27 protein-coding genes are annotated in these 25,803 nt (G+C 68.6%); 22 read left to right on the plus strand and 5 right to left on the minus strand.

What is annotated here, in order from left to right; translation table 11 throughout:
* Nucleotides 1-47 precede the first annotated feature (47 nt).
* Complete coding sequence (locus tag IBX18_RS20905; RefSeq protein WP_135235943.1) at nucleotides 48-632, minus strand: TetR/AcrR family transcriptional regulator C-terminal domain-containing protein; 585 nt, start codon at nucleotides 630-632, stop codon at nucleotides 48-50.
* A 218-nt stretch (nucleotides 633-850) separates the two neighbouring features.
* Here IBX18_RS20905 and bioB point away from each other — a divergent pair, with 218 nt between their 5' ends.
* The 5 genes from bioB to IBX18_RS20930 all read left to right on the plus strand — a co-directional run bounded on the left by bioB (nucleotide 851) and on the right by IBX18_RS20930 (nucleotide 3,720).
* On the plus strand, nucleotides 851-1,864 hold the full coding sequence (gene bioB, locus IBX18_RS20910; protein WP_135235944.1) for a biotin synthase BioB: 1,014 nt from the start codon (nucleotides 851-853) through the stop codon (nucleotides 1,862-1,864).
* Between the two features lie 26 nt (nucleotides 1,865-1,890).
* Complete coding sequence (locus tag IBX18_RS20915) at nucleotides 1,891-2,100, plus strand: hypothetical protein (RefSeq protein WP_107655216.1); 210 nt, start codon at nucleotides 1,891-1,893, stop codon at nucleotides 2,098-2,100.
* A complete protein-coding gene (locus IBX18_RS20920) occupies nucleotides 2,100-2,768 on the plus strand; it encodes a DUF2567 domain-containing protein (protein WP_306796342.1) in 669 nt (222 codons plus the stop codon). The genes IBX18_RS20915 and IBX18_RS20920 overlap by 1 nt, the downstream gene beginning before the upstream one ends.
* 63 nt (nucleotides 2,769-2,831) lie before the next feature.
* Nucleotides 2,832-3,395, plus strand: coding sequence for a DUF1353 domain-containing protein (locus tag IBX18_RS20925; protein ID WP_228541446.1), 564 nt, complete (start codon nucleotides 2,832-2,834; stop codon nucleotides 3,393-3,395).
* Between the two features lie 139 nt (nucleotides 3,396-3,534).
* Nucleotides 3,535-3,720: a hypothetical protein gene (locus tag IBX18_RS20930; RefSeq protein ID WP_194835509.1), complete on the plus strand. Its 186-nt coding sequence runs from the start codon at nucleotides 3,535-3,537 to the stop codon at nucleotides 3,718-3,720.
* 7 nt (nucleotides 3,721-3,727) lie between these two features.
* Here the strand turns inward: IBX18_RS20930 and IBX18_RS20935 are convergent, their stop codons facing one another.
* Nucleotides 3,728-4,486: an NUDIX domain-containing protein gene (locus tag IBX18_RS20935; protein WP_306796343.1), complete on the minus strand. Its 759-nt coding sequence runs from the start codon at nucleotides 4,484-4,486 to the stop codon at nucleotides 3,728-3,730.
* 76 nt (nucleotides 4,487-4,562) lie between these two features.
* Here IBX18_RS20935 and nadA point away from each other — a divergent pair, with 76 nt between their 5' ends.
* The 5 genes from nadA (at nucleotide 4,563) to IBX18_RS20960 (ending at nucleotide 10,928) form a co-directional block, all read left to right on the plus strand.
* A complete protein-coding gene (nadA, locus tag IBX18_RS20940; protein WP_194835261.1) occupies nucleotides 4,563-5,621 on the plus strand; it encodes a quinolinate synthase NadA in 1,059 nt (352 codons plus the stop codon).
* 50 nt (nucleotides 5,622-5,671) lie between these two features.
* A complete protein-coding gene (locus IBX18_RS20945; protein ID WP_194835483.1) occupies nucleotides 5,672-7,279 on the plus strand; it encodes an L-aspartate oxidase in 1,608 nt (535 codons plus the stop codon).
* Between the two features lie 96 nt (nucleotides 7,280-7,375).
* Nucleotides 7,376-8,236, plus strand: coding sequence for a carboxylating nicotinate-nucleotide diphosphorylase (gene nadC, locus IBX18_RS20950; RefSeq protein ID WP_194835262.1), 861 nt, complete (start codon nucleotides 7,376-7,378; stop codon nucleotides 8,234-8,236).
* Between the two features lie 102 nt (nucleotides 8,237-8,338).
* A complete protein-coding gene (locus IBX18_RS20955) occupies nucleotides 8,339-9,340 on the plus strand; it encodes a S9 family peptidase (RefSeq protein ID WP_194835263.1) in 1,002 nt (333 codons plus the stop codon).
* Between the two features lie 586 nt (nucleotides 9,341-9,926).
* On the plus strand, nucleotides 9,927-10,928 hold the full coding sequence (locus tag IBX18_RS20960; protein WP_194835264.1) for a S9 family peptidase: 1,002 nt from the start codon (nucleotides 9,927-9,929) through the stop codon (nucleotides 10,926-10,928).
* Nucleotides 10,929-10,976: 48 nt separating this feature from the next.
* Here the strand turns inward: IBX18_RS20960 and IBX18_RS20965 are convergent, their stop codons facing one another.
* Together IBX18_RS20965 and IBX18_RS20970 are read right to left on the minus strand one after the other, a co-directional pair.
* Nucleotides 10,977-12,155 carry a winged helix DNA-binding domain-containing protein gene (locus IBX18_RS20965; RefSeq protein WP_194835265.1) on the minus strand — a complete coding sequence of 393 codons (1,179 nt, stop codon included), beginning with the start codon at nucleotides 12,153-12,155 and terminating at the stop codon, nucleotides 10,977-10,979.
* Between the two features lie 23 nt (nucleotides 12,156-12,178).
* Nucleotides 12,179-12,520, minus strand: a complete 342-nt coding sequence (locus IBX18_RS20970) for a helix-turn-helix transcriptional regulator (RefSeq protein ID WP_107655224.1) — start codon at nucleotides 12,518-12,520, stop codon at nucleotides 12,179-12,181.
* Nucleotides 12,521-12,626: 106 nt separating this feature from the next.
* Between IBX18_RS20970 and IBX18_RS20975 the strand changes: the two genes are divergently transcribed.
* The 10 genes from IBX18_RS20975 (at nucleotide 12,627) to hisH (ending at nucleotide 23,909) form a co-directional block, all read left to right on the plus strand.
* Nucleotides 12,627-13,838: an MFS transporter gene (locus IBX18_RS20975; RefSeq protein WP_194835266.1), complete on the plus strand. Its 1,212-nt coding sequence runs from the start codon at nucleotides 12,627-12,629 to the stop codon at nucleotides 13,836-13,838.
* A 66-nt stretch (nucleotides 13,839-13,904) separates the two neighbouring features.
* Nucleotides 13,905-14,894, plus strand: coding sequence for a S9 family peptidase (locus IBX18_RS20980; protein WP_228541447.1), 990 nt, complete (start codon nucleotides 13,905-13,907; stop codon nucleotides 14,892-14,894).
* 124 nt (nucleotides 14,895-15,018) lie between these two features.
* The gene (locus IBX18_RS20985; protein WP_194835267.1) at nucleotides 15,019-15,885 is read left to right on the plus strand and encodes an arylamine N-acetyltransferase; all 867 of its coding nucleotides are present in this window, start codon (nucleotides 15,019-15,021) and stop codon (nucleotides 15,883-15,885) included.
* Nucleotides 15,886-15,956: 71 nt separating this feature from the next.
* Entirely contained in the window at nucleotides 15,957-17,708 is a 1,752-nt protein-coding gene (locus IBX18_RS20990; protein ID WP_194835268.1) for a penicillin-binding transpeptidase domain-containing protein, read from the plus strand.
* 156 nt (nucleotides 17,709-17,864) lie between these two features.
* On the plus strand, nucleotides 17,865-19,445 hold the full coding sequence (locus tag IBX18_RS20995) for a serine/threonine-protein kinase (RefSeq protein ID WP_194835269.1): 1,581 nt from the start codon (nucleotides 17,865-17,867) through the stop codon (nucleotides 19,443-19,445).
* A 28-nt stretch (nucleotides 19,446-19,473) separates the two neighbouring features.
* On the plus strand, nucleotides 19,474-20,076 hold the full coding sequence (locus IBX18_RS21000) for a maleylpyruvate isomerase family mycothiol-dependent enzyme (protein WP_228541448.1): 603 nt from the start codon (nucleotides 19,474-19,476) through the stop codon (nucleotides 20,074-20,076).
* 101 nt (nucleotides 20,077-20,177) lie between these two features.
* Nucleotides 20,178-21,515 (plus strand): histidinol dehydrogenase, encoded by a 1,338-nt coding sequence (gene hisD, locus IBX18_RS21005; RefSeq protein ID WP_147139046.1) that lies wholly within the window; start codon nucleotides 20,178-20,180, stop codon nucleotides 21,513-21,515.
* A complete protein-coding gene (locus tag IBX18_RS21010) occupies nucleotides 21,512-22,645 on the plus strand; it encodes a histidinol-phosphate transaminase (RefSeq protein WP_194835270.1) in 1,134 nt (377 codons plus the stop codon). Before hisD ends, IBX18_RS21010 begins: the two co-directional genes overlap by 4 nt.
* A 20-nt stretch (nucleotides 22,646-22,665) precedes the next feature.
* Nucleotides 22,666-23,283, plus strand: a complete 618-nt coding sequence (gene hisB, locus IBX18_RS21015) for an imidazoleglycerol-phosphate dehydratase HisB (protein ID WP_107660219.1) — start codon at nucleotides 22,666-22,668, stop codon at nucleotides 23,281-23,283.
* Nucleotides 23,280-23,909, plus strand: a complete 630-nt coding sequence (gene hisH / locus IBX18_RS21020; RefSeq protein ID WP_194835271.1) for an imidazole glycerol phosphate synthase subunit HisH — start codon at nucleotides 23,280-23,282, stop codon at nucleotides 23,907-23,909. Before hisB ends, hisH begins: the two co-directional genes overlap by 4 nt.
* 2 nt (nucleotides 23,910-23,911) lie before the next feature.
* Here hisH and IBX18_RS21025 read toward each other — a convergent pair whose 3' ends face one another.
* Entirely contained in the window at nucleotides 23,912-24,373 is a 462-nt protein-coding gene (locus IBX18_RS21025; protein ID WP_194835272.1) for a hypothetical protein, read from the minus strand.
* 213 nt (nucleotides 24,374-24,586) lie between these two features.
* On the opposite strand from IBX18_RS21025, the gene IBX18_RS21030 reads away from it, so the two are divergent.
* On the plus strand, nucleotides 24,587-25,114 hold the full coding sequence (locus tag IBX18_RS21030; protein ID WP_194835273.1) for a hypothetical protein: 528 nt from the start codon (nucleotides 24,587-24,589) through the stop codon (nucleotides 25,112-25,114).
* Between the two features lie 155 nt (nucleotides 25,115-25,269).
* On the plus strand, nucleotides 25,270-25,710 hold the full coding sequence (locus IBX18_RS21035) for a MarR family winged helix-turn-helix transcriptional regulator (RefSeq protein ID WP_194835274.1): 441 nt from the start codon (nucleotides 25,270-25,272) through the stop codon (nucleotides 25,708-25,710).
* Nucleotides 25,711-25,803: the final 93 nt, after the last annotated feature.

Raw genomic sequence — 25,803 nt, forward strand, 5'->3', positions numbered from 1 at the left:
CGGAATCGCACGCGATTCCGTGTGCGGGAACTCGGAAAGTGTGCGGCTCAGCGCACCCGCGTGCCGAGCAAGTGACGGACGCCTGCGATGAACAGTTGCAGGCCGAAGTCGAAACGGGCGGTGGGGTCGGGGGTCTCGTCGAGGGGGGTCTCGTCGTCGGGCAGGGCGCCGGCGGATTCCATCTGCATCCTGGACTGTTCGTCGACGGTCTGGCCGAGGACGTAGTACAGCAGGGTGAACGAGCTGAGCTCGGCTTCGTGGCGCGGCATGCCCGCGCGAATAGCCGCGCCCGCCATGCGTTCCCGGCCCTTGCTCGTGGTGAGCCGCGATGCGTAAGTGGCCGAGACCAATTCGGCGCCGTCGCGATAGGCGAGCAGGCAGTCGCGCAGCCGGTGCGCCAATTCGCTGATCTGGCCGGACCATTCGGTGGCGACGATCGGCTCGTCCATCGGCAGCAGGATCTTGTCCGCGACCGCGCCGAGCAGCGCCTGCTTGTTGGGGAAGTGCCAGTACAGCGCGCCCGGCTGGACCTGCAGCGAGCCGGCGAGGCGGCGCATGGTCAGGTCGGCGAGGCCGTACTGGTCGAGGATCGCGATGGCACCGTCGACCACGTCCGCTCTGTGCAGTTGCACCCGATTTCCTTCCCTGTCCGAGGGGGCGTCGCCAGCCCCTTCGTGGTTACGCAGGTTACCGCCTCGAGGTCGCTCGCCGGTGCGCCGCGGTGGTCGATGAGAGCCACGGCACGGTCGATCATCCGGCCCGCAGTGTTTTGACTCACTGCCCCGTCTACCCTAGCCTGAACACCGTTCAAGTTGCACGGCCACCTCGGCCGAACGAAGGGATTCGTGCAGTGACCCAGGCCCCCGTAGACCTCTCCATCCTGGCGCTCGCCCGCGAGCAAGTGCTCGACCGCGGCGAAGGACTGACCCAGGAACAGACCCTGGAGGTGCTCCGCCTCGGCGACGAGCACCTCGAAGAATTGCTGGCCCTGGCGCACGACGTGCGGATGAAGTGGTGCGGCCCGGAGGTCGAGGTCGAGGGCATCATCAGCCTGAAGACCGGCGGCTGCCCCGAGGATTGCCACTTCTGCTCGCAGTCCGGCCTGTTCCAGTCGCCGGTCCGCGCGGCCTGGCTCGACATCCCCAGCCTGGTCGAGGCGGCCAAGCAGACCGCGAAGACCGGCGCCACCGAGTTCTGCATCGTGGCCGCCGTGCGTGGCCCGGACGAGCGGCTGATGGCGCAGGTCGCGGCCGGCGTCGAGGCGATCCGCAACGAGGTCGACATCCAGGTCGCGTGCTCGCTGGGCATGCTCACCCAGGAGCAGGTCGACCAGCTCGCGGCCATGGGCGTGCACCGCTACAACCACAATTTGGAAACCTCGCGCTCGCACTTCCCGAACGTGGTCACCACGCACACCTGGGAAGAGCGCTGGGACACGCTGCGCATGGTGCGCGAGGCGGGCATGGAGGTCTGCTGCGGCGGCATCCTCGGCATGGGCGAAACCCTGGAGCAGCGCGCGGAATTCGCGGCGAACCTGGCCGAGCTGGAGCCCGATGAGGTGCCGCTGAACTTCCTCAATCCGCGCCCCGGCACCCCCTTCGGTGACCTCGAGGTGCTGCCCGCCGCCGACGCGCTGCGCGCCGTCGCCGCGTTCCGGCTCGCGTTGCCGCGCACCATTCTTCGCTTCGCGGGCGGTCGTGAGATCACCCTCGGCGACCTCGGCGCCAAGCAGGGCATCCTCGGCGGCATCAACGCCGTCATCGTCGGCAACTACCTGACCACCCTCGGCAGGCCCGCCGAGGCGGATCTCGATCTGCTCGGTGAGTTGAAGATGCCGATCAAGGCGCTCAACGAAACCCTCTGAGCGCCCCCATGAGTAATGTCTTGCCTATGGACGAGCGCTACAACCCGTTCACCGGCAAACGGATCGTGCCCGGCCTCGACGACGCCGTGCCCGCGGCCGCCGCGCTGGGATTGGAGCCGCCGCGCTTCTGCGAGCAGTGCGGTCGCCGGATGGTCGTGCAGGTGAGTCCCGACGGCTGGTGGGCCAAGTGCTCCCGGCACGGCGTGATCGACGCGACCAGTCTGGAACGCCGCTAGTGCAGGCGCTGCGCAGTGGGCTGCGGAACGAGGCGCGCGCGGCCGCGGTGATCGCGCTGGCGGTGGTGCTGGTCAGTGCGGTGGTCGGCGTCGGGTGGGGGCTGCTCGCGCCGACCGAGCAGCTGTTCGTGGTCGAGCCCGGCCGCGGCGCCGTGTTGACCGGCGAGAGCGTGCACCAGTTCGACGCGGTGGCGATGTTCGTGTGTCTGGCGGCGGTCGTCGGCCTGCTGACCGCCGTCGCCGCCTGGCGGTGGCGAGCGGCGCGCGGGCCGTTGCTGCCCATCGGTCTACTGCTCGGCTCGCTCGTCGGTGCCGTGGTGATGGCGCGGCTGGGTGAACAAGTGGCCGAGTGGACGCACCCGCGGCCGGACGATCCGCCGCTCGGGCAGATCGTCGAACTGCCGACGGAGGTCGGCACCTGGCTCGCGCTGATCGTCCAGCCGCTGATCGCGTCACTGCTCGTGCTGTTCCTCGCCGCGTTGAATTCTTCGGAGGATCTGGGCAACAACACCGCCGTGCCTGCCGGATCGTTCGACCCGGCAGGCGCATTCGGGCCATACGGTGCCGCGTCGTACCCGGCGGGCGGTGCCCCGATGCCTTACCGTGGCTACGAACCGGCCCCCGAGGCCGGTTCCGGTTCGATGCCGGAGACTCGTCCCCGCCGCTGAGCGTTGTCCGAACCGTTGCCCGCGGGACGGCACTGGCGTACCGAAAAAACCTAGAATGGTGGCATGCGCTGTGCGTTCAGAGAGGAACGAGTCGTGGCGTTCGTCGGTAGCGGGCTGGTTGTCGAGGAGATCGACGCCAAGTTCTGGCGGGTGGTCGAACCCCTCGTCTATCAAGGTGATTCCCAACAATTCGTGATCCCGGCCGGGTTCCGCACCGACTTCGCCTCGGTGCCACGGGCTCTGGTCTGGCTCGTGCCGCGCTACGGCGCCTACACCCGCGCCGCCATCCTGCACGACTACCTGCGCGATACGCACCAGGTGAGCATCGCCGACGCCGACGGGATCTTCCGGCGCTGCCTGCGCGAGCTCGGTGTGTCGGTGCCGCGGTACTGGATGATGTGGGCCGCAGTGCGATTGGCCAGCAGGCTGCGCGGCGCGAGCTTCGGCGCGGTCGTCACCTGGGTGCTGATCGCCGTGCCGTCGGTGCTGTTCCTGGCGATCCCGGTGATCGTCGTCCAGGTGTTCCTCGTGCTGTTCTGGTTGGTGGAGTTGATCTTCTGGGGTCTGGCGCGCGTGTTCGCCCGCACCGCGACCCCACCGCCGCAGCCGCAGATGAAGACCGCCTGAACCGTTCTCGCCGTGGCACTTCCGGCGCTTCGCTGTGCACCATGACGTGCTGCCCGCCGGGGCGGCATAAATTGAGTGGAGGCGATGTTGGGGGTGGGGGTAGCTTGTGCTGGCCCGGCTATGGAAGGGAGGTCCGGTGGTGAACGAGAACAACAGGGTGGGGACAGTGTCGGATCTGCCCGCCGAGCAGGTGCGTGAGCGGGCGGATCTGGCCGCTTGGCGGCGGCGGGATGCGTTGCGGCGCAGCAGTGCCGCGCAACCCGTGGCGAACAAGCGGCGGTATCGGCGGGGGAGCAAGCATCGCAAGTCGAGCGTCGAGTCGTAGGTCCACGTCAGCTCGGCGGGCGTAAAGCGGCGAATTCGTCGGTGACGCGGATGCCGGAGTCGGTGTAGCGGTAGACGGCTGCGGGGCGACCGCCCGCGCGGCCCGGGGCCCGGGTCTTGCCAGTGGGGGTGATTACCTTGCGCCGGGTGAGGACTCGTTGCAAGTTCGTCGTGTCGACGTCGTAACCCAATGCCGCACAATAAATTTCGCGCAGCGTGGACATGGTGAAGTCGGCCGGGGCGAGCGCGAAGGCGATATTCGTGTAGGAGAGCTTGGCGGCCAGCCGGGTGCGTGCGTGCTCGACGACCGTGCCGTGGTCGAAGGACATCGGCGGCAGCGCGGAGAGCGGATGCCAGGCCGTGTCGGCGGGTAGCTGTGGGTCTGCTGTGAGCGGGACCAAGCCGAGATAGGCCGAGGCGATGCGCCGCGGCGCGGGCACCCGGTCGGGGGCGCTGAACACCGACAGCTGCTCGAGATGGGCCAGCTCGCGCACATCGACCTTCTCGGCGAGCTGACGGCGCGCGGAGGTGTCGAGGTCCTCGTCGTCGCGCAAACGGCCGCCGGGTAGCGACCAGGTGCCCTTCTGCGGGTCGAGCGCGCGCTCCCACAGCAGCACCGCCAATTCGGTCCGCTGCCCAGGTGGGCAGCGACCGATAACCCCGTTTCCGACACCGGCAGGGCCTGGACCTGCGGCGATGTTCGCGGGGAACCGGCGAACCTGGAACACCGCGGTGAGCGATTCGTGGATAGTGCTACTATGAGCCACGTTTTCGATTATAAGTCGAAAACCTGGTTTGGTGCGAATCGGCGGAGGAGTCGGTCGCACGACGAAGGGAGCCATCATGGCGACGATGGGTGCGAAACTAGCGCCTCCGCTGATGGGGCAGGTGTTCGACGGGCCGTCGGGGTTCACCGGCGTCGAAGCAACCCCGGAGTGGGCGCAGGAAGTCAAGCGACTGGCCCGCGCACAGAACGCGACGATTCTCGCGCACAACTATCAGTTGCCGGAGATTCAGGACGTGGCCGATCACGTCGGCGACTCGCTGGCACTGTCGCGGATCGCCGCGGCCGCACCCGAGGACACCATCGTGTTCTGCGGCGTGCACTTCATGGCCGAGACCGCGAAGATCCTCAGCCCCGCGAAGACCGTGCTGATTCCCGATCAGCGGGCAGGCTGCTCGCTCGCGGACTCCATCACCGCGGACGATTTGCGTTCCTGGAAGGCCGAATTCCCGAACGCGGTGGTGGTGTCGTACGTGAACACCACCGCGGAGGTGAAGGCGCTCACCGACATCTGCTGCACATCGTCCAACGCGGTCGACGTGGTCGCCTCGATCGACCCGGACCGCGAGGTGCTGTTCCTGCCGGATCAGTTCCTGGGCGCGCACGTCAAGCGGATCACCGGCCGGGAGAACATGCACATCTGGGCAGGCGAGTGCCACGTGCACGCGGGCATCAACGGCGACGAGCTCACCGAGCAGGCGCGCACCCACCCGGACGCGGATCTGTTCGTGCACCCCGAATGTGGTTGCGCCACTTCGGCGTTGTACCTGGCCGGTGAGGGCGCGTTCCCGGCCGATCGGGTGCACATCCTGTCCACCGGCGGCATGATCGACGCGGCCAAGCAGGTGCGTGAACAGCGCGGCCAGGCGACCCAGGTACTGGTGGCCACCGAGGTCGGCATGCTGCACCAGCTGCGTAAGGCCGCCCCCGGCGTCGACTTCCAGGCCGTGAACGACCGGGCCTCGTGCAAGTACATGAAGATGATCACCCCGGCGGCCCTGCTGCGCTGCCTGGTCGAGGGCAAGGACGAAGTGCACGTCGACCTGGAAACCGCTGCGCGCGGCCGAAATTCGGTGCAGCGGATGATCGAGATCGGCAATCCGGGCGGTGGTGAATGACGCCGACCCCTGCCGTAACGGCGGTGGTCGGCGAGGAAAGGCACGGGCCGATGACTCCGGTGTCGATCGACTGGGAGACCGCGGCCGATCTGGTGGTGATCGGCGGCGGCGTCGCCGGTCTCACGGCGGCGCGCACCGCCTCGCTGCGCGGGCTGCGAGTGCTCACCCTCAGCAAGGGCGGCGCCACCGATACATCCACGCAGTACGCCCAGGGCGGGATCGCCGTCGTTGCGCCGCATGGTGATTCGGTCGAATCGCATGTGCACGACACGGTCGAGGCCGGTGCCGGGCTGTGCGACGTCGAGGCCGTGCGATCCATCGTCGAGGGTGGGCAGGCCGCGGTCGCGGCACTGACCGATCTCGGCGCGGTCTTCGATCTCGGCCGGGACGGGCAGATCTCTCGGACCCGCGAGGGCGGGCACAGCACCCGGCGGATCATCCATGCCGGCGGTGACGCCACCGGCGCGGAGGTGCAGCGTGCGCTGAACGCGGCCGGGCTTCCGGTGCTGTTCGGCGCGGCGGCCTGCGAGATCCTCACCGGCCCCAGCGGAGTGCAGGGCGTTCTCGCAGTGTCCGACAAGGGATTCGGTGTCGTGCACGCGCCCGCGGTGCTGCTGGCGACCGGAGGTCTCGGCCAGCTGTACGCGCTCAGCACCAACCCGCCGGGGGCGACCGCCGATGGTGTCGCGCTCGCGCTGTGGGCGGGTGCGGCGGTGGCGGATCTGGAGTTCGTGCAGTTCCATCCGACCGTGCTGTACACGCCGGGTGGACTCGGGCGGCGTCCGCTGATCAGCGAGGCGGTGCGGGGCGAGGGTGGAATTCTGGTCGACTCCGAAGGTGATTCGGTGACGGCCGGGGTTCATCCGCGCGGTGATCTGGCGCCGCGGGATGTGGTGTCGCGAGCCATTGCGGCGCGGATGCGTGCCCTCGGCACCGATCACGTCTACCTCGACGCGCGGGCGATAGATGGTTTCGCGCAACGGTTTCCGACAATCACCGCGTCCTGCCTGGCCGCGGGGATCGATCCGGGCAGCGATCTGATCCCGGTTGCCCCGGCGGCGCACTATCAGTGCGGCGGCGTGGTGACCGACCCCTACGGTCGGACGGCGGTGGCCGGGCTCTACGCGGCGGGCGAGGTGGCCCGGACCGGATTGCACGGGGCGAACCGGTTGGCGTCCAACAGCTTGCTCGAAGGTCTCGTGGTCGGCGAACGAGTCGGGGCGGTTGCGGCCGAACGTCTCGGGGAGCGCGTTCGTGTCACCGACGTCCGTACCAGGGTTGCCGAACGTGCGGATCGTGGTGTCCTGCAACAGTTGATGACCGAGCACGCCTCGGTGGTGCGGGACCGGGCCGGGCTGGACGAGGCGATCAAGCGCATGAAAGATGCGGTGACGCAACGTGAAACGGTGCCTGCTGCGGTCTCGTTCGACGGTGTTGCGGCGGCCGATACGGCAGGGTTGGTAGTCGCCGACCGCATAGCCGAAATCGAGGACGCCGCGCTCACCCTCACGGCGCAAACCATGCTCCTCGCGGCGTCAGCCCGGACCGAAAGTCGGGGCTGCCATACGCGATCCGACTATCCGGAGCCCGACGACCGGCTCCGGCGCAGCAGGTCGGTGGTTCTGGACGAACAGGGTCGGCCCCGGCTCGACCGATGACATCCCAGCGTTGAGTCGAGTGGCACAGCAGCTTTCGCACCGTGCCGCTCGACCCCAGTGAGAAGCGTTCGCGCGTGAGTAGTAGAGGAGTGGTTGATGGGTCTGGACAGTGGGTTGGCTCAGGACGAGGTGGTCGCGCTCATCCGGATCGCGCTCGATGAGGACCTGCGCTACGGGCCGGACGTGACCACCGCGGCGACGGTGCCCGCCGATGCGGTGGTGAAGGCGTCCGTGGTGTCGCGGCAGCCGGGGACGGTGGCCGGGCTCGACGTCGGACTGCTGGTGTTGGACGAGGTGATCGGCGCGGGGAAGTACGAGGTCACCGGGCGAGTCGCTGACGGAACCCGGGTGACGCCGGGGCAATCCGTGCTCACCGTGGTCGCCCCGACCCGCGGGCTGCTCACCGCCGAGCGCACCATGCTCAATCTCGTCTGCCACCTCTCCGGCATCGCCACCGCCACCGCCGCCTGGGTCGATGAGGTCGCGGGTACGGACTGCAAGGTCCGGGACAGCCGCAAAACTCTGCCCGGGCTGCGCGCGTTGCAGAAGTACGCGGTGCGGGTCGGCGGTGGGGTGAACCACCGCATGGGTCTCGGTGACGCCGCGCTGATCAAGGACAATCACGTGGTCGCGGCGGGTTCGGTGGTCGAGGCACTGCGCGCCGTTCGCGCGTTGGCTCCCGATATCGCCTGCGAGGTGGAGGTCGACAGTCTCGAGCAGTTGGAGGCCGTGCTGGCTGAGAACGTGGAACTCGTGCTGCTGGACAACTTCCCGCTGTGGCAGACGCAGGCCGCTGTGCAACGCCGCAACGCGGCCGCGCCGGCGACGAAACTGGAATCCTCCGGTGGACTCGCCCTCGAGGTGGCCGCCGACTACGCCAGGACCGGTGTCGACTACCTCGCCGTCGGTGCACTGACCCACTCGGTCCGGGTGCTCGACCTCGGCCTCGACATGTAGCGGAACGATCTCGGACGCCGATCAACAGGCGTGTCGTCTCGTCTTCATCGCTTTATCGTTGTTGCGCAACACAATCGCGTGCGTCCGTGCCACGATGCCGGGATGAACGGCGGGTATCGCCTGGTTGCCGCGTTGCTGTCGATCGTGACGATCCTTGCGCTCTCCTCGTTCGCCCTGCCCTCGGCGGCGGCCGAACCCGACTGCGCGGGGGACGTGACGATGCGGCCGATCACTGTTGCCGTCGATGGGGAGCAGTCACACGGGTGGGCTTACGAGCCTTATCACTGCGCGCCGGGAGATCTGGCGCCGCGCAGCCTGATCCTCGCGGTACACGGGTTCAACGAGAAGGCCGCCGACTATCCGGATGTCATGTCCGCGATTGCGCGGCGGACCGGTGCCGCGTTGCTGACGCTGGACCAACGTGGCGGAAACAGTGTGTGGAAGACGGGGGAGTGGAACCCGTGGGCCGGCTGGCACGACGTGGTGGCCACCGCGGAGTGGTACAAGAACGAGCATCCGTCGGTCGGCAAAACCGTGCTGTGGGGGTGGAGCCAAGGTGGCATGACGAGCGGGTTGGCATTGGCGCACGGGCCTGCGGGGTTGTTCGACTATTGGGTCAATACCGCGGGGCCCTCGAATACCGTCGACTATTGGAATGTGGGGAACACGCTGGGTCTGCCGCAGATCCAGCAGATCGAACGCGATGCCGGTGGTTGCCCACCTTCGGTCTGTCCGCAGGCGTACGCGGATCGCTCCACCGCGGCGCTCGCGGCGAAGATGGCCGCCCAGCGTGTCTTCCTGGTGCACGGCACGGCGGATCCGATTGTGCCGTACCAGCATTCGATCGATCTGAAGGCCGGGCTCGCGGCGGCGGGGCAGGCGTATTCGATGTACACGGTCGTCAGCGGTCGCGGACCCGATGGTGCCGTGCTGCCCGGTACGCACTGGATCGGTCCGGTCTGGTTCCAAGGTGCCTGCGTGGTGGAGCGGGTTCTCACGGATCTGGAGCCGATGGACGGGGCGGCCCGCGAGTACGTCACGGATGTGTGGGCGGACGTCGACACAGCGCCCGCGCCGCCACCGGGTGCCATCTGCGCAGGGTGAGGGTTGTGGACGGGCGGGCGGCGGTACGTCATCGGCGGACTGATCGATGCGGATACCGCGCCCGCGCCGCAGGGTGTGACCTGCGCAGGGCGAGTGGGTGGACTGGGCAGGGTGCGGGTATGCGGTACCGGCGCACTGGCCGATGTCAGCCGCGCTTCCGCGGCACCACCAAGTGCCACCTGCGCGGCGAGATCTCGTGGACGGGCGGGCGGCAAGCCCGCGTCACTGGCGTCGGCCCCGCGCCCGCGCCGGCCGCCATGTGCCGGGTGCCATCTGCGCGACGTGAGTTGGTGGACGGGCGGGCTGCGGGTCCGCGTTGCCGGGGTCCTCGTCGATGAGGCTCTCGGCCGCCACGGAGTGCGATCTGCGCGGTGTGACCTGTCGTAGGGGTCGAACCACGGCGAGTACCGCTGTGCGGGTGCCGCGACCGAGGCTGTTGACGCCAGGCGTATCGGTCCGGCGCCCGCATGGCACACGCACGCAGCCGGCCTGCGCTGATACCCGGAGTGACGTGCCCGACTCTTCCCCGACGGTCACCTCCCCTAGCGTTAGCCGGACGTTTGCCCTGGTTGAGTACGATGCGGCGATGACTGCTGGCCGTCGCTCCCTTGCGTGGTTGTTGTCGATGGTGACCGTGTTGGCCGCATCGTGGCTCGCCGCACCGTCGGCGGCCGCCGAGCTCGAGTGCGCCGGGGACGTGGCGGTCCGGTCGATCGCCGCGACCGTCGACGGGGAACAGGCGACCGGGCGCGTCTACGAGCCGTACCAGTGCAATCCGGGTGATCTGGCCCCGCGCAGTCTGATCGTCGCGGTGCACGGGTATAGCGAGACGGCGGCCTCCTATCCCGACGTGATGTCCGGGATCGCCCGGCGCACCGGCGCCGCGCTGCTGACGCTGGATCAGCGCGCCGAGGACAGCGTGTGGAAGCCCGGCGAGTTCAACCCGTGGGCCGGTTGGCAGGACGCCGTGGCCATCACTCAGCAGTACAAGACCGAGCATCCGTCGATCGGCAAGACCGTGCTGTGGGGGTGGAGCCAAGGTGGCATGACGGCCGGGCTGGCGGTGGCGAACGGGCCCGCCGGGTTGTTCGACTACTGGGTCGATGCGTTCGCACCGACGAACATCGTCGACTACTGGAACCTCACCAGTGCGTTCTTCCCCGCGCAGCGTGCGCAGATCGAACGCGACGCGGGAGGTTGCACGCCGCAGGTATGCCCGCAGGCGTACACCGACCGCTCCCTGGTCGCGCTCGCGCCGAAGATCGATGCCGAGCGCACCTTCCTGATCCATGGGATCTTCGATGTGGATGTGCCGTACCAGCATTCGGTCGATCTGAAGAACGCACTGATCGCGGCGGGCAAGCCGTATTCCATGTACACGGTGGTCACCGATCGCGGCGCCGACGGGAGCATCCAGCCCGGCGTGCATGACGTCGGACCCACCTGGCGGCAAGGCATTTGCGTGGTGGAGCGGGTGGCCGAGGGGCTGGAGCCGCTGGATGGCGCGGCGCGCGACTACGTCACCAATGTGCTCGTCGGCGTCGATACCGCTCCGCCCCCGCCGCCGGGCGCCGCCTGTGCGGGATGAATGAGCCAGGAAGTGTTGCGGGCGGCAGGTTTTCGCGGCAACGCTGATTCAGGCGGTCAGTTCCCGTTGCAGCGGGGTACGGAAACGCGGGATGGCGCGCACGTCGCCGAACCACTCGGCGGTCCGCGCGACCTCCGCCTCGATCATCGCCGTGGCGTCGGCCCCCACGTCTTCCAGTAGGCGATAGACGATTTCGCCGTCCTTGCGCTGCGCCCAACCGCCCACGATGCAGCCGTTCCACCAAATGGACGGCCCGATATTGCCGTTCGTGTCGAACAGGGCGGGGCCGTGCGGGCCGAGGTACCAGTCGCGGGACTGCCAGCCCATCGGGCTGGGATCGAGTGCGGGCAGCAGTGACGCCCAAGGTTCCGGCGTCGCAACAGGTTCCACGTCGTCGGCGAGCAGCAAGCCCGTTGTGCCGTCCAGATCGACCTCGACCACGTCGAGGTCGGTGAGGGCTTTGCGGACTTCGCCTACGCCCCAGCCGGTCCACCATTTTAGGTCGGTGATCGGGGCCGGCCCGAAGGCGTGCAGCCACTGTCGCAGTAGTTCGGCGCGGGCCTGCTCGGCGGGCATCGATGGAACACCGTGGGGCAGCCAGGATTCGATCGGTTCCCAGGTATACTGGCTGCTCGACCAGCTGCCGTTCGGGCGGCCGCGGACGATGCGACCTTCGCAGCCGAGCGTCACCAGCACCCAGGTGGTGATGTTGGTCGGCTTCGAATACGCCTTGTCCGGCGCGGTATCCACCTGCGTGCGCAGCCGGGGCACATCCTTGCTCAGCTGGATGCCGGTGGCGGCACCTCTGGCGAGCAGTGCGTCGTGGGTTTCGGCTTCGACCTCGGCGAGCCATTGCTGGACGTCGCCGTCGATGACGCCGGCCTGCTCGAGGTACTTCCCGTAGGTGCGACGCTGCTTGTGCGCCAACGCATCCGCGCACGACGCCTGCAACACCGGGACCAGCTCGATCGGCGCGACGAACATGGTGCGCCGCATGGCGAGCAGCCGCAGCAGCGTCCGGTCGTCGTAGAGCGCCTGCTCGACGTGCGCCGGGGTGGCGGTGTTGCTGCGCGCACCGACGGACAGGAACACCGTCGCCGGATCGGTCGCGTGCAGCACCACCAGCGACCGGACGATCTCGGCGACCTCGTCGGTGCGGTTCGCCGCCGCGAGCCGGTGCCGTACCGCCAGCCTGGCCCGCCGCTCGGCGACATCAATCGAACGCATAGGCGAATCCTAGCGTTCGGGCGTCACTCCGCCGGTTCCCAGGCGCGGACCAGATCGAGCAGGCCGGGGAAGCGGGCGTCGAGGTCGTCGATGCGGACCTTGCTGCGGCGTTCGAGGCCGTAGCGCTGCTGTCTGGTCACGCCCGCTTCGCGCAGCACCCGGAAGTGGTGCGTGAGTGTCGATTTCGGGCGGTCGATGTCGAACCAGCCGCAGGAGCGGTCGGTGTCCGGGGACTCGGTCAGCAGCTTCTGCACCATGGTCAGCCGCAGTGGGTCGCTGAGCGCGGCGAGCACCTGGTCGAGGCGCAGGTCGGCGCGGTCCGGTTCGGGCAGACGGGTGTCGGGGACTGTGCTGGCCGGTGGCATCGGGTCTCCTGGGGTCGTCGCGCCCTGTACGTATTTTATCGTACTAGATGCTAAGTTCGACCGCGATCGTATCGGTACGAGAAAAGTCGAACTAGTGGAGGTTGGCATGGCGACGCTCACGACGCACCGAAAGTCGGTGCCTGCGAAGAACGGCCTCGTGTGGTTGGCAGCGTGGCCGGTCATGGCGGTGTTCGTGCTGTCGAACGCCGCGACGCCGCTGTATGTGGTGTGGCAGCGCGAGCTCGGCTTTTCCGCCGGCACGCTGACGGCGATCTTCGCCAGCTATATCGCCGGACTACTCGGCGCGCTGCTGGTCGCCGGGGTGGTGTCGGACCGGATCGGCCGCAAGCCGGTGCTGCTGCCCGCGATCGCGCTGGCGATGGTGGCGTGCGTGCTGTTCGCCACCGCGAGTTCGGTTGCGGTGCTTGCCGTTGCGCGGCTGCTCACCGGTATCGCGGTGGGTGCGGCGGTGTCCGCCGGGATGGCGGCGGTGACCGATGTGGGCGGGCCGGGGCGCAAACGTACTGCGGCGCTGGCCGCTTCGTCGGCGATGGTGTTGGGTGCCGGGCTCGGGCCGCTGCTCGCCGGTGTCCTGTCGGAGACGGTGCCCGGCCCGACGGTGACCATCTTCGTGGTCGAGATCGCGCTGCTCGCTTCGGCTTTCGTGGTGGTTGCCCGGCTGGAGCTGCCGAAGGGCGCGGGTGGGCGCGGTCCGTGGCTGCGAATTCCCGCCGTGGCACCGGGTGGACGGACGGCGGTCCTGCTCGGCATCGCGGTGTTCGCGCCGGGGATCACGGCGACCTCCTTCGTACTCTCGCTGGGACCGTCGCTGCTCGCGCACCTGCTCGGCGCCACCAACCGGGTGGTCGCGGGCGGGCTCGCCTTCGTGATGTTCCTCGGTGCCACCGGCATTCAGTTCGCCGCGCGGCGCTTATCGGTGCGCACGATCCTGCTCGGCGGTGCCGCTGCCACGACGGCGAGCATGCTGACGCTGATCCTCTCGCTGCGGCTGTCGTCGCTCGTACTGTTCGCCGCGGCTGCGGTCCTGGCCGGAATCGGGCAGGGCTTGGGTCAATTCGGTGGTCTCACCGCGATCAGCGCCAGCGTGCCCGCCGAACGGCTCGCCGAAGCGAACGCCGCACAGAATGTCGGCGGATACCTACCAGCCGCCGCACTGCCGTTGTCCGCCGGGTTCCTCAGTGACGCAATCGGTCTGACAGGCGGTGCGACGGTGTTCGGGATCGTGGTGGGAGCGGCGGCGATGGTGGGCGGCGCAGTTGTCGCGGTTCGGTCTGGTGCCGAATCGCCTCGGATCTAGTGACAGTCGCGGTTCGGTCCGGCCGGGTGCCCGGGTACGGCACCGGCGGCGTGCCATTATTCGAGGATGAGGCGCGGATACGTACTGGCGGCGGTGGGTGCCCTGTTGGCTGCATGCGCGATGACCAGCGCGTCGGTGTCGGCCGAACCGGACTGTGCGACGGAGGTTGCGGTGCGGCCGGTGACGCTCACCGTCGACGGTGAGGAGGCGACCGGGCTGGTCTACGAACCGTATCGCTGCGCACCGGGTGATCTTCCGCCGACGGATCTGGTCGTCGCGGTGCACGGGCACGACGGGGCCGCCGGTGACTATGCGGGTTATCTGACGTCGATCTCCCGGCGCACCGGCACCCCGGTGCTGTCGATGGATCTGCGCTCGGCGAGCAGTGTCTGGCGCACCGGTGAGTGGAACCTGTGGGCTGGCTGGCGCGATATCGTCGCCGCGACGCAGTGGTACCGGGACGAGCATCGTTCCATCACGCGTACGGTCCTGTGGGGCTGGAGCCAGGGCGGCATCATGAGTGGGCTCGCCGCGGCGCACGGACCGCGCGGGCTGTTCGATTACTGGGTCGACAACTACGGTCCCGCAGACGATTTCACGATGTGGCTCGGCGCGTCGGTGGTCGACCCGGACCTGCCCGCGCAGATCGAACGTGACGCGGGCGGCTGTACGCCGGTCGTCTGCCCGCAGGCCTACGTCGAACGGTCGCCCGCGCTGCTGGCCGGCCGGATGGACGTCAAACGCGCATTCCTGATCCACGGCACCGGCGACGATGTGGTGCCCTACCCGACCACGCTGGAGATGCGGGCCGGGCTGCTCGCCGCGGGCAAACCGACCTCGATGTACACCATCGTCACCGGCCGCGACCTGAACGGCGCCGTCGTGCCCGGGGATCACAGCGTCGGCCCGGCCTTCTTCGAGGGCGGCTGTGTCGTGGAACGGCTGCTCCTCGGCATCGAACCCGTGGACGGCCCGGACCGCGACTACCTGGTCGACGTCGCCCACGGCATCGCGACCGGACCTGCCGCACCACCGAATGCCAAGTGCGCCGCCTGATCCGGATCGAACGGCAAAACAGCAACCATGGCCGAGCCCACACGCGCCGATTCGCGCCACGGGGAACAGGATCGTGACCGGACACGGTTGTGCCTGGCAACAGCGACGACGAAGTGAGGCCACGATGAGCAAGCCGACGGACCCGGCGTACCACTGGAACGGCGCGGACCTGGACCTGGACGGGTACCTGGCGCGCATCGGGTTCGACGGCGAGCGCGCACCGACCCTCGACACGCTGCGCAAGCTCGTGCACGCGCACACCACCTCGATCCCCTTCGAGAACCTGGAGATCATCCTCGGCCGCACCATCCCGCTCGACCTGAAATCGTTGCAGGACAAGCTGATTCGGCAACGCCGTGGCGGCTACTGCTACGAGCATGTCGGCTTGTTCGCGGCCGCGCTGGAACGACTCGGCTTCGGCATCACCGCCCTGCACGCACGGGTCACGATGGGGGCGGCGGAGGGTCTGCGCCCCGCGACACACGCCCTGCTGCGCGTGACCACCAGCGACGACGACCGAGTGTGGTTGTGCGACGTCGGATTCGGTGCCGGCCCGCTCGCACCGATCGAATTGTCCACGGAGGTAGGCGAATTCACGGCGGGCGACTGGCGGTTCCGGCTGGAGCTCACCCGCGGCGAGCTGGACAGCGACCTGTGGGTGCTGCACCAGTTCGACAAGGACGGGTGGGTCGACCGCTACACGTTCGCGATGACGCCGCAGTACCGCATCGATTTCGCGGTCGGCAACCACTTCGTGTCCACCTCGCCGCGTTCACCGTTCACCACCCGCCCGTACGCGCAGCGGTTCCTCCCCGACGTACACCGTGTCGTCGACGGCACCACAGTGGTCACCGAACGGCCGGACGGCACCAGCGAAACCCGGCAGATCGAGGCGACCGAGCTGCCGAAGATTTTGGCCGAAGAGTTCGACATCGAGCTCACCGAAATCGATGCCGCCGCCCTCGTCGCGGGCGCCTGGCGCACGGCCTGAACAGGCACGCGACCGCCGATTCCGGCGCAGCCTCTCCCGTCCCGCCGGCGTCGGCGGTTACAGTCGGCGGGGTGCGTACCCACCGGAAGTCCCTCGTCCTGTTCGCCGCACCCGCGCTCGTGCTCGCCGCCTGCTCGTCCGGCCCAGACCAGCCCGACACCGTCGCAGGCCAGTTCGCCGACGCGCTGAACCGCGACGATGTGGCGGCCGCCGCGGGCCTCACCGATGATCCGGCGAAGGCCTCCGACGCCCTCGGCAAGCTCTACGACGGCCTCGGTAAAGAGGTGCGCTTCGACGTCCGCTCGATCGACAAGAACACCTTCACGCTGGCCGCCACCTGGAAGCTCGGCAAGGACGGCGCGGCCGAGTGGACCTACACCACCACCGGCACCGCGGACGAGGGCGGCGACGGGTGGAAGGTCAAGTGGAACCCGGATACGGTCGCGCCGGGCCTGGCCGCGGGCCCGCTGAGTTACAGCCCGGTCTACCCCAAGCCCGCCCGCGTGCTCGACGCGAGCGGCGGCGAGTTGATGACCCAGCAAGTCGTCACGCTGGTGAACGTGAGTCCCGGCGCCGATACCGCCGCACTCGCCGCGCTGCTGACCCCGATCGCTCCCGACATCACCGCGCAGTCGCTGCAAGCGGAACTCGCTGCGGCGCAGGGCAAACCGATCACCGCGATCAGCCTGCGCGACGCCGACATCGCGCCGATCCAGCCGCAGCTCGCCGCCGTGCCCGGCGTCACGCTCGCGCCGCAGACCCGCCTGCTCACCACCGACAAGTCGCTGGCCTCGCCCGCCCTGTCCGGACTCGCCGAGCTGTGGCAGCAGAACGCCGACGCGAACGCGGGCTGGGCGGTGCGCGCGCAGACCGGCGAGGGCACCCAGCGGATCGGCGGCCAGGATCCGAAGCCGACCGCCGATATCGCCTCCACCTTGAACATCGACCTGCAGCAGGCGGCCGAGGCGGCGCTGGCGCCGATCACCCAGCCCGCGGCGATCGTCGCGCTGCAACCCTCCACCGGCAATGTGGTCGCGGTCGCGCAGAACAATGCCGCCGACGCGCAGGGCCCGATCGCGCTCACCGGCCTGTACCCGCCCGGTTCGACCTTCAAGACGGTGACCGTCTCGGCCGCACTGCAGGCGGGCACGGTCACCCCGGACACAGTGCTGCCCTGCCCAGGCGTCGCGAACATCGAGGGTCGCAAGATCCCCAACGACAACAATTTCGACCTGGGACAGGTGCCGCTACATACCGCGTTCGCGCGTTCCTGCAACACCACCATGGGCTCGCTCGCGGTGAAACTGCCCGCCGACGCGTTGACGAATGCAGCGGCACAGCTCGGGCTCGGCATCGACTACGTCACACCAGGGCTGACCATCGTCACCGGCAAGGTGCCGCCCGCGGACACCCCGGCGCTGCGGGTCGAGTCAGCAATCGGCCAGGGAAAGGTGACCGCTACGCCGTTCGGCATGGCGCTGGTCGCCGCGTCCATCGCGCACGGCTCGGTGCCCGCGCCCACCATCGTGCAAGGCAAGCCCGGCACGCCGGACAAGGCACCGGCCGCGCTGCCCGCCAGCGTTGCCGAGCAGGTCAAAGCCATGATGCGGGAGACGGTCACGGCAGGCACCGCGACCCAGCTGCGCGATATTCCCGGCTTGCTCGGCAAGACGGGCACCGCGGAATACATCGACGACCAGCACGCGCACGGGTGGTTCGTCGGCATCGCCGATGACCTGGCGTTTGCTGTATTCGTCAACGACGCGAACAGCTCCGGACCCGCGGTGGACGCGGCGGGGCGGATGCTGCGGGCGGCGCGCTAGCCCCGCCGCGCCGATGTGGGCGGAGAATATGCCCCTGCTGGCGCGGACCGAAGTTCCGCGGCCCGCTACACTCGTCCCCGGACCGCGTCTGTAAGCAATAAGCGGGATGTCACGATTTCGAGAAGGTTCGGAGTAGGCGCCATCGATACCGGTCAGTTGATCGCGGAGCATTACCGCCTGGTCGAGCGGATTGGTAGCGGCGGCACAGGTGTTGTTTGGCGTGCCATCGACGAACGCTTGCAACGCTCGGTGGCCGTCAAGCAGATCCATATCAAGCCGAGCCTGCCCGAGGCCGAGCGTGATGTGGTTCGCCAACGTGCGATTCGAGAGGCTCGCAACGCCGCCCGCTTCCAGCATCCGAACGCGATTGTCGTGTTCGACATCACCGAGCATCAGGGTGATCCCTGCCTGGTGATGGAGTACCTGAAGTCCAACAGCCTGGCCGGCGTGCTCTCCACACAGGGCCCGCTGCCGTTGACGCAGGTCGCCCGCATCGGTGAGCAGGTCGCCTCGGCGCTGATCGCCGCGCACGACGCGGGCATCGTGCACCGCGACGTGAAGCCGGGCAACATCCTGCTCGACGACCACGGCACCGTGAAGATCACCGACTTCGGCATCTCCCGCGCCGCCGGTGACGTCACGCTCACCGAAACCGGTCTGATCTGCGGCACCGCCGCCTACCTCGCCCCCGAGATGGCCCGCGGCGCCGACCCGACCCCCGCCTCGGACGTATTCGCCCTTGGCGCAACACTTTTCCACGCGCTGGAAGGCGAGCCGCCGTACGGCGCGAACGCCAACCCGCTCGCGGTGCTGTACGCCGCGGCCAACGGTCAGGTCAGCGAACCCCGCAACGCCGGTCCCGCAACGGATTTCCTGCTGGACCTGCTCAGCCCGGAACCCCAGGACCGGCCGACCATGCGCGCGGCGCTCGACCACCTCGCCGCCTTCGCCGATGCGGGCCCCGCACCGGTGACCGCCGGATTCGTCCCCGCCAGTGAAGCTTTCGTGCGCCGCCGCAACGGCGCACCCGAATCCGCCACCCGGGCCCTGCGCCCCTCGGCGGTATCGGCGCCGGTCCACCAGCCGACCGAACGCCAGCCCCGCCCCCAGCGCCCGGCCCCCCGCCCACAACCCGCGCCGCGTCGCCCCGCGCAGACCAACACCGCAACCCACCCGCGCACCGCCGCCCAACCCCGCCCCGCCCCGCGCAAGTCCGGCGGCAAGAGCAAGGCCGTCATCATCGGCGCGGCCATCGGTGCCGTCGTGGCAGTAGGCGCGATCCTCATCGGCACGTTGTCGCAGCAGAACTCGAATTCACCAACGGTCAACGCAAGCCCGCCGTCCACCAGTTCCTCGACCGGTGGAACGAGCTCGCCCCCTCCGTCCGGAACCGTCGGTAAGACCCCCAGCGACGGCACGGTCACCGAGGGACCTGCGGCAGCACTGGTGAAGCGGTTCTACGACGACGCAAGCGGCTCGTGGTCCACGCTGACGCCCGCGGCACAGAAGCTCTACGGCTCCGAGACCGCGTTCCGCCAGTACTGGACCACGCACACGGTCGAGAACTTCTCCAGCATCCGAGCGGTCACCGGTGGCAACAACTCCGACGGCTCGCTCGACATAGAGCTGGCCAGCCTGATCGTCGACGGCCAGGACAAAGCGATGACCCTGCGGGTGATCAACTCCAAAGGAAAGCTCCTGCTCGACAGCGATACCCGCTTCCCGTCCCTTACCTGAAAGGCGTTCGCGTCACTAAGCTTTGGACATGGATGTCCGGGGGATGCTGGCCGAAGAACGTGCTGAACTGATCTCGTTGCTGCGTGCGTTGAGTGACGAGGAGTGGGAGAGTCCGTCGCTGTGTGCGGGGTGGCGGGTGCGGGATGTTGTCGGGCATTTGCTGTACGACACCATCGCGTTGCCGACGTATGGGGGGATCGCGGTTCGGTGTGGGTTGTCGGTCGATCGATTCAATGGTCGGCTCGTGGAAAAGGCGAAGACGTTGTCGACCAGAGATTTGGTGGACAGGTTCGAGCATGCGGCGGGGCGGGTCTCGAAGTACGCACCGCGGTTGGCGCTGGCGGATGTGCTGGTCCATCAGCAGGACATCCGGCGACCGCTGGGGCGTGCTCGCACGATTCCGGCGGATCGGCTGATCACCGTCCTGGAACATCCTGACCCGTTCGCCATGCCTTGGCGGCGCACCAGGGGGTTGCGGTTCGTGGCCACCGATGTCAGCTGGTCGAAGGGGCATGGTCCGGAGGTGCGTGGCCCGGGGGAGGCGATCGTGCTCGCCATGGTCGGACGCGCGGTCGCGGTCGATGAGCTGGCCGGTGACGGCGTGGTCGAACTGCGGCGGCGCTGTGGGTGAGCCGTAGGACACCACGCGGATAACCGGTGGCGTCGGCCGACTAGGCTGGTAGCTGCAACTTTCCTGTTGCGGATTCGGCTGAAGACAAGGATCGACACCACATGACTACCCGCATCGAGCTCGCCCGCGTTGATCTGCGCGGTCGCACTCCCTCTGTTGCCGAGCTGCGCGCCGCGCTGCCGCGCGGGGGAGTCGACGTGGACTCGGTGCTGCATCATGTGCGGCCGGTGGTGGAGGCGATCCGGGATCGTGGCGTCGCGGCGGCGCAGGAGTACAGCGAGCAGTTCGACGGGGTAAGCCCGGCCACGGTGCGCGTACCCGCGGCTGAGCTGGAAAAAGCGCTGACCGAGTTGGATCCTGCCGTGCGTGCGGCGCTGGAGGAATCCATCGCCAGGGCCAGGAAGGTGCACGCCGACCAGCGGCGCACCGACAAGACCACCGAGGTGGTGCCCGGCGGCACGGTGACCGAGCGCTGGGTGCCGGTCGAGCGGGTCGGGCTGTATGTGCCCGGCGGCAACGCCGTCTACCCGTCGAGCGTGGTGATGAACGTGGTGCCCGCGCAGACAGCGGGCGTCGGCTCGCTGGTGGTGGCCTCGCCCCCGCAGGCGCAATTCGGCGGCCTGCCGCACCCGACGATCCTGGCTGCCGCGCGGTTGCTCGGCGTCGACGAGGTGTGGGCGGTCGGCGGCGCGCAGGGCGTCGCGCTGCTGTCCTACGGCGGCGTCGACACCGACGGCGCCCAGCTGGAGCCGGTCGACCTGATCACCGGACCCGGCAACATCTACGTGACCGCCGCCAAGCGGCTGTGCCGCGGCCTGGTCGGTATCGATGCCGAAGCGGGCCCGACCGAGATCGCCATCCTGGCCGACGCGACCGCCGACCCGGTGCACGTGGCGGCGGACCTGATCAGCCAGGCCGAGCACGACGTGCTCGCGGCCAGCGTGCTGGTCACCGACAGCGCGGAGCTGGCCGACGCGGTGGACGCGGCGCTGACCCGCCAACTGACCGTGGTCAAGCACGCCGAACGGGTGACCGAAGCGTTGCGCGGCAAGCAATCCGGGACCGTGCTCGTGGACGACATCGCGCAGGGCCTGCGCGTGGTGAACGCCTACGCGGCCGAACACTTGGAGATCCAGACCGTCGACGCCGCCGCGGTGGCCGCCCGGGTACGCAGTGCCGGAGCGGTTTTCGTCGGCGCGTACGCACCGGTGAGCCTCGGCGACTACTGCGCGGGCTCCAACCACGTGCTGCCGACCGCCGGATGTGCCAGGCACTCCTCGGGTTTGAGCGTGCAGACGTTCCTGCGCGGCATCCACGTGGTCGACTACACCGAGGCGGCGCTGAAAGATGTCGCCGGTCACGTGGTGGCCCTGGCCAATGCCGAGGATCTGCCCGCCCACGGCCAGGCCGTGCAGGTTCGGTTCGAGGCGCTGTCATGACCAGGCCGGCCACCGTGCCCGGCGCGGACATCAGCTTGGCCGACCTACCGCTGCGGGAGAACCTGCGCGGCAAGAAGCCTTACGGCGCACCGCAATTGACGGTGCCCGTGCAACTGAACACCAACGAGAACCCGCACCCGCCGACCCGGGCGCTGATCGACGACGTCGCCGAATCCATTCGCATCGCCGCCGCCGACCTGCACCGCTACCCGGACCGGGACGCCGTGGCATTGCGCGCCGACCTGGCCGAATATCTCACCAGGCAAACAGGTGTCGCGGTGGACACCGACAATGTCTGGGCGGCAAACGGTTCCAACGAGATCCTGCAGCAGCTCTTGCAGGCGTTCGGCGGACCGGGCCGCAGCGCACTGGGTTTCGTGCCGTCGTACTCGATGCACCCGATCATCTCCGAGGGCATCGACACCGAATGGATCGAGGCCAAGCGCGACGCCGACTTCTCCCTCGACGTCGACTACGCGGTGGCCGCCATCGCGGAGCGCTCGCCGAACGTGGTGTTCGTGACGAGTCCGAACAACCCGACCGGACACAGCATTCCGCAGGACGACCTGGCCCGGATCCTCACGGCCGCGCCGGGCATCGTGGTGGTCGACGAGGCCTACGGCGAGTTCTCCGCGCAGCCGAGTGCCCTCGCGCTGATCGATCGGTTCCCCACGAAGTTGGTGGTGACCAGAACCATGAGCAAGGCGTTCGCCTTCGCGGGCGGTCGCCTCGGCTACCTGGTCGCCGCGCCCGCGGTGATCGAGGCGATGCTGCTGGTGCGGTTGCCGTACCACCTGTCGGTGGTCACCCAGGCGGCCGCGCGGGCGGCACTGCGGCACGCCGACGAAACCCTCGGCAGCGTCGCCGAACTCGCCGCGCAGCGGGATCGAGTGGCCGCGGAATTGACCGAGATCGGTTTCGACGTGATCCCCAGCGACGCGAACTTCCTGCTGTTCGGCCGCTTCGCCGACGCGACGCGCACCTGGCAGCGCTACCTGGACCACGGCGTGCTGATCCGCGACGTCGGCATCCCCGGCTACCTGCGCACCACCATCGGTCTGGCCGCGGAGAACGACGAGCTTCTGAAAGTCAGCCGCCTCTTGGTGCACACCGACCTCACGCCCCGATGAATCCGCCTGTGGAGGAAAAGATCATGAATAGAACCGCGCGGGTGGAGCGCGTCACCAAAGAGTCCAGCATCGTGGTCGAGCTGGACCTGGACGGCACCGGCAAGACCGAGATCGCCACGGGCGTCCCGTTCTACGACCACATGCTGACCGCGCTCGGTGCGCACGCCAGCTTCGACCTGACCGTGCGGGCCGAGGGTGATATCGAGATCGAGGCGCACCACACGGTGGAGGACACCGCGATCGTGTTCGGCCAAGCGCTGGGAAAGGCGTTGGGCGACAAGGTCGGTATCCGCCGGTTCGGTGATGCCTTCATCCCGATGGACGAGACCTTGGCGCACGCCGCGGTCGACGTGTCCGGGCGTCCGTACTGTGTGCACACCGGCGAGCCGGAGCACCTGCTGCACGCCGTGATCCCCGGGTCCGGGCCTGGCGCACCGTATTCCACCGTGTTGAACCGTCACGTCTTCGAGTCGATCGCGTTGAACGCGCGCATCGCGCTGCACGTGCGCGTGCTGTACGGACGCGACCAGCACCACGTCACCGAGGCCGAATTCAAGGCGGTGGCAAGGGCTTTGCGTGCCGCGGTCGAACTCGATCCGCGGGTGCAGGGCATTCCCTCGACGAAGGGGACGCTGTGAAGTCTGTTGCCCTGCTCGACTACGGCTCCGGCAATCTGCACTCCGCCGAGCGGGCGCTGGTCCGTGCGGGCGCGAAGGTCGAGGTGACCGCCGATCCCGAGGTCGCGCTGGCCGCCGACGGCCTCGTCGTCCCCGGCGTCGGCGCCTACGCCGCCTGCATGGCGGGACTGCGAGCGGTGCGGGGCGAGCGGATGATCGGCCAGCGCCTGGCCGGTGGCCGTCCCGTGCTCGGCATCTGCGTCGGCATGCAGATCCTCTTCGAGCGTGGCGTCGAATTCGGCGTGGAGACCGACGGTTGCGCGGAATGGCCCGGCACCGTGGAGCGCCTGTCCGCTCCGGTGCTGCCGCACATGGGCTGGAACACCGTGTCGGCCCCGCAGGACAGCGTGCTGTTCGCGGGGATGGACGCAGACACCCGGTTCTACTTCGTGCACACCTACGCCGCGCAGAAGTGGGAATTGCCGCCCGGCGATCACTTCGATGCCCCCAGGCTGACCTGGGCCGAGCACGGCGTGCCGTTCCTCGCCGCGGTGGAGAACGGGGCGCTCTCGGCGACCCAGTTCCACCCGGAGAAGTCCGGCGACGCCGGCGCTCAGCTGCTGCGCAATTGGGTGCAGGCGCTGTAGCCCTACTTGGTTTCGGCCCGGTTGACCAGCCAGCGACCGTTCACATTCTCGACGGTGATCAGCAGGGACATCTTGTTGGTCTTGGGCAGGCCATCGGTGGCGTCGCTCGTCGTCGTCCGCACCACATCGACGGTGACGTCCGCCGTGGCCGCGTCGCCGGACACGATCCGGCAGTCCACCGAATTGACCTCGGCGCGGGCGTGATTCGCGGCGGCGTCGGCCTGGATGGTCGGCCGGGCCTGCTCGAACTCCGTCCGGAACGTCCCGGTCGTCAGCTCGAGCATCTTGTTCGCGTGCTCATCGAAGCTCGCGTAGTCGTAGGTGCCCGCGACGGTGCCGAAGTCGCAGCCGGCCAGCCGTGCCTCCTCGGGCGGCGCGGCCGCGGCGGTCGGCGCGGTGGCGAGCACCGCGGTGCAGGTGGCTGCCGAAATCATGAGCACGGCAGCGAGAGTCGAGCGCGACATATGAGATCCCTAGGGAGAGTGCGGAAGTAAGTGACCGGAGCGATCGCCGAGGCGAGACACTACCGGTGGTTTCCGGCGAACGGGGTGGCTCGCTGCCGAGGCCGTGGTCGTCGGCCCTCCGGGTAGACCCTGACCTCGACGCGGCGGATATGGGGGTTCGCGCCGGATTCGCCTGCGGCGGCTCGGATCTACGGTCGATCCGAGGAGGACGTTATGCGCAGTGTCACAGTCCCACTGGTCGTGCTATCGGGGTATGCGGTGGTCGCGTGTTTCGCGTTCGGCACCACGTCAGCAGAAACAATGCTGTTGTATCCCAACATTTTCCGGGACATCCCCGAGTCGCTGGAGCTCACCGAACAGTTCATGAGCGTGGTCGCGGTCGGGGACGTGATGCGCCCACTCGGCGGTGTGCTCACGCTATGCGCGTTGATCGCAGGTGCGGCGGCGGTGCGCTATCGGATCGGGCTGCGCTGGGTAGGCCTGTCACTGGCCTCTCTGATCAGCGGACAATTCCTGCTGTCGATCCTGTACCAATGGCCACGGGCATCGATCCTCTTCGACGACCGCGACAAGCACACCCTCGCCGAAATCGAGCGCGCCGCAACAGAATTCCTGATCGGACAAGGTTTCCGAATCGCCGCGGCGGCGTTGACCGCACTGTTCGCGGTGGCCGCCGCGCTGGTCTGCTATCGCCGCCGGGTACTGGCACGCAGCACTGAACCTGTGCGGGCACTGTCCTGACCCCGATGGCAGTTGCCCAAATGATTCGGCTCGGAATTGCCGCCGGCCGCGGTGGACAACAGAGGGCTGAGCGCAGCCGCCAACCGCGCGTCGAGCCGCTGACCGACCAGGAGCAACATATTGTGGGTGTGACCAACAAGCGTTAGATTGCTGGCATGGAGATCTCGCGCGAGGACGCTCCCGCCAAATTGCGGGCCTTGCCGACTCGGCTGGTCAATCAGGTCGCCCTTGTCGCCAACCGGGCGACCGAGCGGGCACTGCACGCCACCGGCTCGCGGCGCTATCACTACGCGCTGCTCGCCGCGCTCGGCGAATTCGGTGCTATCAGCCAGGCCGATCTGGGTAGGCGCACCCGGATCGACCGCAGCGACATCGTCGCCACCGTCAACGAGCTAGCCGACCGCGGCTTCGTCGAGCGCAGCCCGGACACCGGCGACCGCAGGCGCAAAATCGTCACCATCACCGAGGCGGGCACGGCCCATCTCGCCGAACTGGACGAGCGCCTGGCCGGTGCGCAGGACGAACTACTGGCCGGTCTGGACTCCACGGAGCGTGCCGAGTTCGTCCGGTTGCTCACCCGCATCCTCGATCGGTGACCCAGCTCCTATCCGCGCAGGCCGGAGACCGGGCGCGCACAGCTAACCACTAGGCTCATGCCCGTGAGTGTGCGCAGCGACCGAACCATCAAC

The organism is Nocardia sp. XZ_19_369, from assembly GCF_015355715.1.
Lineage (GTDB): Bacteria > Actinomycetota > Actinomycetes > Mycobacteriales > Mycobacteriaceae > Nocardia.

Bases quoted from the DNA above. Each gene is read 5' to 3' on its own strand.
- IBX18_RS20915 (WP_107655216.1), top strand. From the start codon at position 1,891: ATGGACGAGCGCTACAACCCGTTCACCGGCAAACGGATCGTGCCCGGC.
- IBX18_RS20925 (WP_228541446.1), top strand. From the start codon at position 2,832: ATGCGCTGTGCGTTCAGAGAGGAACGAGTCGTGGCGTTCGTCGGTAGC.
- nadA (WP_194835261.1), top strand. From the start codon at position 4,563: ATGGCGACGATGGGTGCGAAACTAGCGCCTCCGCTGATGGGGCAGGTG.
- IBX18_RS20945 (WP_194835483.1), top strand. From the start codon at position 5,672: ATGACTCCGGTGTCGATCGACTGGGAGACCGCGGCCGATCTGGTGGTG.
- nadC (WP_194835262.1), top strand. From the start codon at position 7,376: ATGGGTCTGGACAGTGGGTTGGCTCAGGACGAGGTGGTCGCGCTCATC.
- IBX18_RS20955 (WP_194835263.1), top strand. From the start codon at position 8,339: ATGAACGGCGGGTATCGCCTGGTTGCCGCGTTGCTGTCGATCGTGACG.
- IBX18_RS20960 (WP_194835264.1), top strand. From the start codon at position 9,927: ATGACTGCTGGCCGTCGCTCCCTTGCGTGGTTGTTGTCGATGGTGACC.
- IBX18_RS20965 (WP_194835265.1), bottom strand. From the start codon at position 12,155: ATGCGTTCGATTGATGTCGCCGAGCGGCGGGCCAGGCTGGCGGTACGG.
- IBX18_RS20970 (WP_107655224.1), bottom strand. From the start codon at position 12,520: ATGCCACCGGCCAGCACAGTCCCCGACACCCGTCTGCCCGAACCGGAC.
- IBX18_RS20975 (WP_194835266.1), top strand. From the start codon at position 12,627: ATGGCGACGCTCACGACGCACCGAAAGTCGGTGCCTGCGAAGAACGGC.
- IBX18_RS20980 (WP_228541447.1), top strand. From the start codon at position 13,905: ATGAGGCGCGGATACGTACTGGCGGCGGTGGGTGCCCTGTTGGCTGCA.
- IBX18_RS20985 (WP_194835267.1), top strand. From the start codon at position 15,019: ATGAGCAAGCCGACGGACCCGGCGTACCACTGGAACGGCGCGGACCTG.
- IBX18_RS21000 (WP_228541448.1), top strand. From the start codon at position 19,474: ATGGATGTCCGGGGGATGCTGGCCGAAGAACGTGCTGAACTGATCTCG.
- hisD (WP_147139046.1), top strand. From the start codon at position 20,178: ATGACTACCCGCATCGAGCTCGCCCGCGTTGATCTGCGCGGTCGCACT.
- IBX18_RS21010 (WP_194835270.1), top strand. From the start codon at position 21,512: ATGACCAGGCCGGCCACCGTGCCCGGCGCGGACATCAGCTTGGCCGAC.
- IBX18_RS21025 (WP_194835272.1), bottom strand. From the start codon at position 24,373: ATGTCGCGCTCGACTCTCGCTGCCGTGCTCATGATTTCGGCAGCCACC.
- IBX18_RS21030 (WP_194835273.1), top strand. From the start codon at position 24,587: ATGCGCAGTGTCACAGTCCCACTGGTCGTGCTATCGGGGTATGCGGTG.
- IBX18_RS21035 (WP_194835274.1), top strand. From the start codon at position 25,270: ATGGAGATCTCGCGCGAGGACGCTCCCGCCAAATTGCGGGCCTTGCCG.